Origin of the sequence: Pseudobutyrivibrio ruminis DSM 9787 (genome assembly GCF_900218035.1) — a bacterium.
GTDB classification, from domain to species: Bacteria; Bacillota; Clostridia; order Lachnospirales; family Lachnospiraceae; genus Pseudobutyrivibrio; species Pseudobutyrivibrio ruminis.
This window is the reverse complement of sequence record NZ_OBMR01000008.1, coordinates 235,782-246,155: the sequence shown is the minus strand read 5'-3', so window position 1 is coordinate 246,155 and position 10,374 is coordinate 235,782. Positions and strand designations below refer to the sequence as shown.

Genomic DNA, 10,374 nt, shown 5'->3' with positions numbered 1-10,374 from the left:
ATAAGTTGCTTCGTTCGACTTGCATGTGTTAAGCACGCCGCCAGCGTTCATCCTGAGCCAGGATCAAACTCTCATGTTAAAAAGTTTAATTCCGAATCAGTATAAAACTGACTTGTTTACTAATAAAGGTTTCGTTTCATTAAGAAACTTAAATGAATTTCAAGGATACATGTTTTATACAAAACTGTATTAATTCAAGGTTTGTTTCACTGTTCAGTTATCAATCTTCGTTTATTTGTTTTGCTCTGTGTGACTTGCTGTCCCTCAGTGCTCGATTATAATATCACCTGTAACTTCACTTGTAAAGCCTTTTTTGAGGATTTTATTAAAGTAAATCTATTCATCCAAAATCGCCCTTTTGTTTGAATTGTATCAATTGTTTGAACATTTATTTAAGTCCACTAAAAAAGCGGCTTTTGCAAGCCGCTTTCATGGTTCTATTTATTCTTCTCCACCTACATTTTCATCAACAAATAATTTTATACAATTATGTATCATTTCTTCGTCGTAGTCCTGTAATATTCCAGATGCCATCCAGTATGCATAATTGCCATCCATAAACTGATCCATTCCTTCCAATGATTCACCATACCTAAATTCTATATGGTACTCGCCTGATGGTGTATCGTTCGTAAATACGAAGTATGTAAACTCTCCAGCATCTTCGTCTTCTGTTTTAAATACATGGAAGTAGCTTTCTAATACATCTTCACCATGTAAAGCATCGATATCCTCTACATAGCTATATTCATGACTAAAGATCTCATTACCTTCATCATCTGCTCCGGATATCACATTTCCATCAACAGTAATTGTTTTAATGTCATTCTCGAAATAGCAATCAAATACCATCGAGTCTGCACTGTATTTTTCAACTGCTTCTTGACCTGTAATAGTGCCCATGTACGATTCTGTCAGCATTGTATAAAAGCTTTCAACTGTATCCTCGTCAGTTTCATATGCGCTAATACACTCAACCCACCAATCTTTATACTCTTCCTTAGCAAACTCTGGAAATAATTCTACATATGTTCCTTCTAATGGTGCTAAACTGTATCCTTCCTGGCTTTCTGCTTCAGCATTATCAGTTTCCACAGTCTCTTCTGTAGTTGACTCTTCAACCTGCTCTACTGTTTCTTGTGTATCAGCTTCATTAGCACCACATCCATACAGTGAAGCAATCATAGTAAATGCAATTAATAAAGATGTTTTTCTTTTCATTTTTTCTCTCCTTTGTGTTATATTCCGCTAACCATAGTTAGCGTAGTATAACTATTTTCAAAAGTCAAACATCTTATTGTTATATTTTTATCAAATAATCTAAAATAGTCCAAATAATTTTTTTGTATATTCTTCTGTATCCATAGCCTGCAAGGTATATCCAGTTTCTGAAATTGCATCTGTAAGCTCGTCTTTATCTGGCTCTGTTTCAGATATGAATGTGCTCACACCTTTTGCATATGAGCTCTTTACTTTTTTAGCATTTGGAACCACTTTTCTAATCACATCATTAATGTGAGCCTCACACATGCCACACATCATTCCTTCAATCTTTAAAGTGACTTTTAACATTAATACTTCCTCCTATAATTAATTGTATGCTCCCCGTATTCCTCTCCATATTATATATTTATGATGTTACCACATCTTTAAGAAAAATAGACTTTATTCTCCCCTACATGATAAAATATCAACAACAATTAAATACGTAATAGGAGGATTTCAAAATGAAAGATATCATTTTAGGAAAAACTGGCATAAAAGTTCCTCAAAATGGTTTTGGTGCATTGCCAATTCAGCGCGTAAGCATTGAAGAAGCAGTTAGAATTCTCAGAAAAGCTTACGACGGTGGTATGCGATTCTTTGATACTGCAAGAGCTTATAGTGACAGTGAAATCAAATTAGGCGAAGCATTTGGAACAGGATATATTAAGCGTGAAGATATTATTATTGCCACAAAAACAGCAGCAAAAACTCCTGAAGAATTCTGGAAGGATTTAGATACTTCATTAGCAAACTTAAAGACTGAATATATTGATATATATCAATTACATATGATGCCTCAATGTTTTAAACCAGGAGATGGCACCGGGCTATACGAATGCTTAGTAGAAGCTAAGCGTCAGGGTAAGATTAGACATATTGGCGGCACAGCTCATAAGCTAGGAGTTGCAAAAGAAATCATCGAATCAGGTTTATATGAAACCCTACAGTATCCAATGAGTTATTTAGCAACAGACAAAGAAGTGGAGTTAATCCATTTATGCAACAGTCATGATATGGGATTTATTTCTATGAAAGGTCTAGCTGGCGGACTAATCACCAATTCAAAAGCTGCTATGGCCTTTATATCTCAATTTGATGGTGCTGTTCCAATTTGGGGTATTCAACGTGAATCTGAATTAGATGAGTGGCTTGCCTTTATGGATAGCACTCCTACCATGGATGACAGTATCAAAGCTTTTATCGAAAAAGAAAGAAAAGAGCTAATGGGTGATTTCTGCAGAGGTTGTGGCTATTGTATGCCTTGTACTGTGGGAATTCAAATTAACCAGTGCAATCGCATGTCTCTTATGCTTAGACGTGCGCCAAGTGCAAGTTGGTTAAATGAGTACTGGCAGGCAGAAATGGAAAAAATTAATGATTGCATCGAATGTGGCAAATGCATGACACATTGCCCATACGAATTACAGATTCCAACACTTTTAAGAAAGAACCTCGAAGATTATCATGAAGTTCTTGCAGGAAATAGAAAAGTTCAATAACACTAAAGGCAGCCTAGCATTGCTAGACTGCCTTTTATTAAACACATGTATTAAAGATTCTCACCATTTGATTCAATTACGTTCTTGTACCAATCAAAAGATTTCTTCTTTCTACGAGCAAGAGTGCCTGTTCCATCGTCGTATTTTTCTACATAAATGAAACCGTATCTCTTTGCCATTTCACCTGTTGATGCACTAACCAAATCAATACATCCCCATGGTGTGTAGCCCATCAAATCTACGCCGTCCTCTACTGCCTTTTTCATTTCTGAAATATGCTTTCTGAGGTAATCAATTCTATAGTCGTCGTTTATTGAACCATCAGCCTCAATCTCGTCCTTTGCTCCAAGTCCATTTTCAACAACCATAAGAGGAATACGATATCTGTCATAGATTTCATTAAGAGAATATCTAAGTCCCTGTGGGTCAATCTGCCATCCCCAATCTGATGATTCAAGGTATGGGTTCTTTCCGCCTGCAATAAGGTTTCCTTCGCCCTTATTTGCTTCTGGATCACCACTAATTACATTTGACATATAGTAGCTGAATGTGTAGAAGTCAACCGTACCCTGCTTAAGGATTTCCTCATCACCTGGCTCCATTTTGATTGTGATGCCATGCTTGTCCCAAATGCTCTGAGCATATGCTGGATATTCACCTCGAACCTGAACATCTGAACAATACCAGTTTACTTCTCTCATATGCTCCTGATTTGCAATAATATCAGCAGGATTACATGTTGCGGGGTATGATGTTACGAAGCAAATCATGTTGCCTAGCTTGTACTCAGGATAGTTGTCATGGGCATACTTAACTGCAAGTGCTGATGCAACAAACTGATGATGAAGTGCCTGGAATCTCTCCTGTGGCTTATTTGGAACTTCTGTAACAGGACCTGAATATCCCTTGATAGTACCTGTAGATAAAACTGCACCAAGTGGCATTGTACCTGCATTGATTTCGTTGAAAGTTAGCCAATACTTTACCTTTCCCTTATATCTTGCAAAGATAGCCTTGCAATAATTCATAAAGTACTCGATAAGCTCTCTGCCCTCCCATCCGTTGTATTTCTCAACAAGAGCATATGGCAACTCATAATGAGAAATAGTTACAAGTGGCTCAATACCATACTTTTTACAGCAATCAAAAACCTTGTCATAGAAAGCAAGACCTGCCTCATTTGGCTCTGATTCCATTCCTGTAGGGAAAATTCTAGTCCAGTTAATTGATGTACGGAACACCTTGAATCCCATTTCAGCAAAGAGTGCAATATCTTCTTCATAGTGATGATAAAAGTCTATTGCCTCGTGTGAAGGATAGAGAGTACCCTCTTCAATTTTAGTAGTTACACGCTTTGGAGTTGTGTGGCTTCCATTTGTGCACATATCTGACACGGATGCTCCTTTACCATCTACGTCCCATGCCCCCTCAAACTGGTTTGCGGCTACTGCGCCTCCCCATAAGAAATCTTCTCTAAATGTACTCATTTTTAAGCCTCGCTTTCTAAATATTTCATAAGCTGGGTTGAAGTCTATCCTTCAACCCATTTTTATAACTATAGTAATGTAATAAGTGTATCACCTACTGCAGCTGAAGCAGCATCTGTAGGAATAACGTCATCATACTTTGGTGTATTTGTAATGATAACTGGTGTATCAACAGAGTAACCTTCAGATGTAATATAATCAATATCAAATTCTAATAAAAGGTCGCCCTTCTTTACCTGATCTCCCTGCTTAACCTTTGGCTCAAAGCCTTTTCCTTCAAGCTTAACAGTGTCCATACCTACATGGATGATGATTTCTGCACCCTTGTCAGTTGTAAGGCCGATTGCATGGCCTGTTGCAAAGAATGCTGTAATTGTACCATCTGCTGGAGCATATACCTTTCCTTCTGATGGAGCAATTGCAATACCCTTGCCCATTGCACCTGAAGAGAATGCTGCATCAGCAATATCTGATAACTGCTTTAATTCACCTTTGATTGGAGCTACAAGTGTCTCAGCCTGTGCTGAACCTTCAACCTTTACTTCCTTCTTTGCTGGAGCATCATCCTTGTAGAAAATAAGCTCTGAAAGGAATCCTGCAACTACGCATGCTAAAGTAACAACGATTGAGATAATCATACCTCTTGTATCATTTGTAGAAGTATTTACATATGCTGGATAAGCAAATACACCCATACCTGCCATCTGGTATGCCTTTACGCCCATTGTACAAAGAACTGCACCTGCAACACCTGCGATAACGCATGTACGGAAGAATGGAGCCTTCTTTGGAAGTGTAAGACCATAAATAGCTGGCTCAGTAACACCTGCAAGACCAGAAACGAATGCAGCTGGTGCAAGTGACTTAATCTTTTTATCTTTTGTCTTGAGCCAGATACCAAGAACAGCACCTGTCTGAGCAAATGTTGTACCAAGCATAGCTACAAGAATGATATCCTCACCTGATGTTGAAAGGTTTGATAATGCGATTGGTACAAGTGACCAATGAAGACCAAACATAACAAGTATCTGCCAGAAGAAACCAACAACTGCACCCATAAGGATTGGGCTTAATGCATTTAATGTATTGAAGAACAATGCAAGTACGTTAGCAATTGCAGATGCAACTGGTCCGATGATAAAGATTGTTAATACGAATGTTACAAACAATGTGATAAGTGGAACACCGAATAACTTGATTGTATCTGGAACAATTTTCTTAACACATTTGTTTTCAAACCATGCAGCAAAAGCTACTGCAAGGATAACAGGAATAACTGATGATGTATAGTTTCCTGAAGGTGGCATTGAAACTGGAATTCCAAATAAGTTTGAAATATCATAATCTCCGCCTGTCAAGTATGGATAAACCATAGCAAGACCAATAAGTAAACCTTCCATCTCTGGAAGCTTGAACTTCTTTGCTGCTGTCATACCAAGAATTGGTGGTAAGAAGTAGAATGCTGCATCACCAAGTGAATAAAGGAAATTGTATGTTCCGCCTGCTGCAGACATAACCCCAATTGCTGTAAGAAGAGCAAGTACACCCTTTAAAATACCGCATGCACAAAGCACTCCAAGGAATGGTGTGAACACGCTAGTAATGATGCTAATGAAAGCATTAAATGGATTTTGCTTTCCTGTTGATTCGATTTCATTTCCACCTGCTAATGCAGATTTGCTTTCAAGATGTCCAACGCTGATAACTGCGTCGAATACCTGTGGTACATGATTTCCAATAACTACCATGTACTGACCGCCAGACTGAATTACTGTAACGATTCCGTCTGTCTCTTTTAAAATGTCTGTGTTTGCTTTGCTTTCGTCTTTAAGTGAAAATCTGAGTCTTGTTACACAATGTGTAATACTTTGAATGTTGTCTTTTCCGCCCACATTCTGGATAATGATGCGAGCCAAGCCATCATATTTGCTTGCCATAATTTGTTTCTCCTTTTTCTCTTATATACTATACAGCCCCTGCGCACTGGACTGAATATTACCTAATAAAAAAACCCGCACGACAAAGCTATAGCCTGATTGACTATATAATTATCGTACGGGTCTAGCCGACTCTAACGCCGTAACCATCCCTGGTTAATCTCTATCTGTTATTCGAGCAATGTGTACTGTAAGGTACAACATTTCTTCGTCTGTAAGCTTTTCTGGATATTTAGATTCCATGTAGCTTTTAATACGTGTGGCACAATTATATGCCTCTGGGAATCTCTCCATAATAATTTCGAAGATTCCTGGATCCTGAGGTTCGTAATAAGCATTACGCTCAGCTCTCTGTAAGAAATATTTCAGATGAGTGATGAATCTTTCATAAGAGAATGAATCTTCATCTAAATCTTTCTTGTATGTATATTTAACTATGCTGATGATGTCATCGATGATTTCTGGAGCTTCCATAGTGTGATGGATGTTTCCATCTAATTCCGCATTTACGATATGAAGTGCAAAGAAGCCAGCCTCATCTTCTGGAAGTTCAACTCCAAGCTTGTCCTTTATAATTTCAAGGGCATGACATCCTAGGTTGTATTCAACTTTATAGTAGTTTTTGATTTCCCACAAAAGCTTGTTTTTTAAAAATGTACCGCTTTTGCTTCGTTCTATAGCAAATCCCAAATGGTCTGTGAGAGTGATGTAAATGTTGTTGCAAAGTCTTTTGCCAAGATTTTCAGATGCATATTTAATTATTTCATCTGCAACCTGAATCTCTTCGTATGGCATTTCAGAAACCAGCTTTAAGAACTGTTCATTTGCTTTTTCCATTACAAAAGTCTTTTCGATTTTGCTTTCCTCAAGCTCATCTCCTGGACGCTTCTGAAAACAAATTCCACAGCCTGTATATATTATTTCATTTCCGTTTTCATCTGATGCCAATGCAGCATTGTTGTTAAGAACTTTTTTAATTTTCATAAATACTCTCTTATAAACAAAAAATGACCGAACCTACCCCACCAAAAATAAAAGTCATACACACGACTCTGGGATATGATTCAGTCTTGCCTGTACGAACATCGAACAGTAACAATCCGAAATTTGTTATGCAACTACTTTACATGGAAATCCCTCTCCTGTAAAGAGCTGCAAACAAATTTTGGAGTTTTGCAAAAAAGTGCTTTTGCCTTTTTGTACAAATTCACAATTAAAACACAATTTTATTTAAGGATGGCATTAGCAATGTCGTGTCTCATATATTTATTCTCAAAATCAATCCACTCTGTTGCTTCGTATGCTTTTGCTCTAGCTTCTACTAAATCTTTGCCGAGAGCTGTGATACCAAGCACACGTCCACCATTTGTAACGATTTCGCCTTTGTCATTTTTAGCTGTTCCAGCATGGAAGCAATAATAATCCTTGTTGTTGAACTTTTCAAAACCTGTGATAGGGAATCCCTTTTCGTACTTTACAGGATAACCATCTGATGCAAGAACTACACATACAGCGGCCTCATCTGAAAACTTAAGATCAATCTGATCTAACTTTCCATCAATACAAGCTTCCATAACATCGATAATATCATTCTGAAGACGTGGAAGGACAACCTGAGCTTCTGGATCACCAAATCTGGCATTATACTCAAGAACCTTTGGTCCCTCTTCTGTGAGCATAAGACCAAAGAAAATTACGCCCTTAAACTCTCTTCCCTCAGCCTTCATAGCGTCAACTGTAGGCTGGAAAATATTCTTCTGGCAGAAATCCTCAATTTCCTTTGTGAAGAATGGGGATGGAGAGAAATTACCCATTCCACCTGTATTAAGGCCTGTATCACCATCTCCTGCGCGCTTGTGATCCTGGGCTGAAGACATGATTTTTACTGTATTACCATCAACAAATGAAAGCACAGAAACCTCACGACCTGTCATGAATTCCTCTACTACCATTGTATTGCCGGCATCACCGAATTTCTTGTCCTGCATGATTTCTGCAACACCTGCAACCGCATCCTCATGTGTCTCACAAATCAGAACACCTTTGCCGAGAGCTAGTCCATCTGCCTTAAGTACGATTGGATATTTGCAAGTTTCAAGGTACTTTAAAGCCGCCTCAGGATCTGTGAAGTTCTCATAACCCGCTGTTGGGATATTATATTTTTTCATTAAATCCTTTGAGAAAGCTTTTGAACCTTCAAGGATAGCAGCATTCTTTCTAGGACCAAAGCAACGAAGGCCAGCTTCCTCAAACTTATCTACAACTCCACCTACAAGTGGGTCATCCATGCCAATGATTGTCAAATCAATAGCATTTTCCTTTGCAAAAGCTACAAGCTTATCAAACTCCATAGCCTTGATATCTACACACTCTGCAAGCTCCGCAATACCTGCATTACCTGGTGCACAGTAAATCTTTTCAACCTTAGAGCTTTTAGAAACAGCAAGCGCAATTGCATGCTCTCTTCCTCCACTACCTACAATTAATACTTTCATTCTTATTCTCCTATTTTTACCTTTCCATCAACCACAGATACACATCCGCGTGCTATCAAATCGATTGCGCGTGGCATGATTATCCACTCAGCCTGCTCCATCACACGTCGTTGTAGTATTTCTGGAGTATCATCCTCCATTACCTCTACAGCCTTTTGAAGAATGATAGGACCTGTATCTGTTCCTTCATCCACAAAGTGGCATGTTGCGCCAGTGACTTTTACACCACGTTCAAGAACCCCTTCATGAACCTTTAAGCCATAAAAACCTGTACCGCAAAAACTTGGAATCAAAGATGGATGAATATTAATGATTCTATTTCTGTACTGACGAATCATTTCCTCCGGTATTACTACCAAAAATCCCGCCAATACAACCAAATCTACATTATATGAATTCAATTTCTCCAAAAAAGACTTATTAAATGCTTCTCGATTCTCATAATCCTTAGGCGAAATACAAACCCCTTCGATTCCCGCCTTTGCAGCACGCTCTAAAGCATATGCATTTTTATTGTTAGATATAACAACAGCTATTTCAGTATTATGAATCTCGCCTGAGTTAATCTTATCAATGATTGCCTGGAGGTTTGTGCCACCTCCAGATACGCAAACTGCTATTCTCATTAAACTAAATCTACTCCCTTTTCTCCGTCAACAATCTTACCAACAACATATGGTGTGTCCCCAGCAGAGCGCATAGCTTCCATTGTCTTATCAACGTCAGCTGGATCAACTGCTACAATCATTCCAAGTCCCATATTGTATGTGTTGTACATCATCTGCTCAGAAACATTGCCCTTCTTAGCCATAAGCTTGAAGATTGCAGGAACTTCATAAGAATCCTTCTCTACTACAGCACGCTTTCCTTCTGGAAGCATACGTGGAATATTCTCGTAGAAACCGCCACCTGTAATATGAGAGCAAGCCTTTACTCTAACACCTGCATCCTTTACTGCCTTAAGTGCCTTAACGTAAATACGTGTTGGAGCAATTAAAGCCTCGCCAAGAGTTGTTCCAAGCTCATCATAATATGTATCAAGACTTTCCTTTGTCATATCGAAAATCTTACGAACAAGAGAGAAACCATTTGAATGAACACCTGTTGAAGCCATACCAATAAGTACATCTCCATCTTTAAGTGTTTCACCTGTAATAATATCCTTTTTATCAACAATACCTACTGCAAAACCAGCAAGATCGTATTCCTCCTCAGGCATAAGACCTGGGTGTTCAGCTGTTTCACCACCTACAAGGGCGCAGCCAGACTGCTTGCATCCCTCTGCTACACCGCTAACAATTGTAGCAATCTTTTCAGGGATGTTCTTTCCACATGCAATATAATCAAGGAAGAAAAGTGGCTCTCCGCCTGCACATGCAACGTCGTTAACACACATTGCAACAGCATCAATTCCGATTGTGTCATGCTTATCCATAAGGAATGCAAGCTTTACCTTTGTTCCACAACCGTCTGTGCCAGATAAAAGAACTGGCTCATCCATGTTCTTGATAGCACTTAAATCAAATGCTCCAGAAAAACCGCCAAGTCCGCCAAGTACTTCTGGTCTCATAGTGCCCTTCACAAACTTTTTCATGAGCTCCACTGACTCATATCCTGCCTCGATATCTACTCCTGAACTCTTGTAATCCATGTTTCTCTCCTTTGTTTCTTGTTCAAAATTTTATAAATA

General features: G+C 38.6%; 9 protein-coding genes and 1 rRNA gene. 1 reads left to right on the top strand and 9 read right to left on the bottom strand.

The window, feature by feature from the left end; translation table 11 throughout:
• From CRN97_RS09885 to CRN97_RS09875, 3 genes are all read right to left on the bottom strand, one after another.
• A 16S ribosomal RNA gene (locus CRN97_RS09885) occupies positions 1-79 on the bottom strand; the annotation flags it as partial.
• Positions 80-441: 362 nt separating this feature from the next.
• On the bottom strand, positions 442-1,221 hold the full coding sequence (locus CRN97_RS09880) for a hypothetical protein (RefSeq protein ID WP_097076766.1): 780 nt from the start codon (positions 1,219-1,221) through the stop codon (positions 442-444).
• 99 nt (positions 1,222-1,320) lie between these two features.
• The gene (locus tag CRN97_RS09875) at positions 1,321-1,572 is read right to left on the bottom strand and encodes a heavy-metal-associated domain-containing protein (protein ID WP_097076765.1); all 252 of its coding nucleotides are present in this window, start codon (positions 1,570-1,572) and stop codon (positions 1,321-1,323) included.
• A 155-nt stretch (positions 1,573-1,727) separates the two neighbouring features.
• On the opposite strand from CRN97_RS09875, the gene CRN97_RS09870 reads away from it, so the two are divergent.
• On the top strand, positions 1,728-2,765 hold the full coding sequence (locus CRN97_RS09870; protein ID WP_097076764.1) for an aldo/keto reductase: 1,038 nt from the start codon (positions 1,728-1,730) through the stop codon (positions 2,763-2,765).
• Positions 2,766-2,815: 50 nt separating this feature from the next.
• Here the strand turns inward: CRN97_RS09870 and CRN97_RS09865 are convergent, their stop codons facing one another.
• The 6 genes from CRN97_RS09865 to purM form a co-directional block, all read right to left on the bottom strand.
• Positions 2,816-4,252 carry a glycoside hydrolase family 1 protein gene (locus CRN97_RS09865; RefSeq protein WP_074790277.1) on the bottom strand — a complete coding sequence of 479 codons (1,437 nt, stop codon included), beginning with the start codon at positions 4,250-4,252 and terminating at the stop codon, positions 2,816-2,818.
• A 68-nt stretch (positions 4,253-4,320) separates the two neighbouring features.
• Positions 4,321-6,189, bottom strand: coding sequence for a beta-glucoside-specific PTS transporter subunit IIABC (locus tag CRN97_RS09860; protein ID WP_097076763.1), 1,869 nt, complete (start codon positions 6,187-6,189; stop codon positions 4,321-4,323).
• A gap of 156 nt (positions 6,190-6,345) precedes the next feature.
• Positions 6,346-7,173, bottom strand: a complete 828-nt coding sequence (gene licT / locus CRN97_RS09855) for a BglG family transcription antiterminator LicT (protein WP_044936092.1) — start codon at positions 7,171-7,173, stop codon at positions 6,346-6,348.
• Between the two features lie 242 nt (positions 7,174-7,415).
• On the bottom strand, positions 7,416-8,684 hold the full coding sequence (gene purD, locus CRN97_RS09850) for a phosphoribosylamine--glycine ligase (RefSeq protein ID WP_090395353.1): 1,269 nt from the start codon (positions 8,682-8,684) through the stop codon (positions 7,416-7,418).
• Between the two features lie 2 nt (positions 8,685-8,686).
• Positions 8,687-9,310: a phosphoribosylglycinamide formyltransferase gene (gene purN / locus CRN97_RS09845; RefSeq protein ID WP_097076762.1), complete on the bottom strand. Its 624-nt coding sequence runs from the start codon at positions 9,308-9,310 to the stop codon at positions 8,687-8,689.
• A complete protein-coding gene (purM, locus tag CRN97_RS09840; protein ID WP_033151517.1) occupies positions 9,310-10,335 on the bottom strand; it encodes a phosphoribosylformylglycinamidine cyclo-ligase in 1,026 nt (341 codons plus the stop codon). Before purM ends, purN begins: the two co-directional genes overlap by 1 nt.
• Between the last annotated feature and the right edge of the window lie 39 nt (positions 10,336-10,374).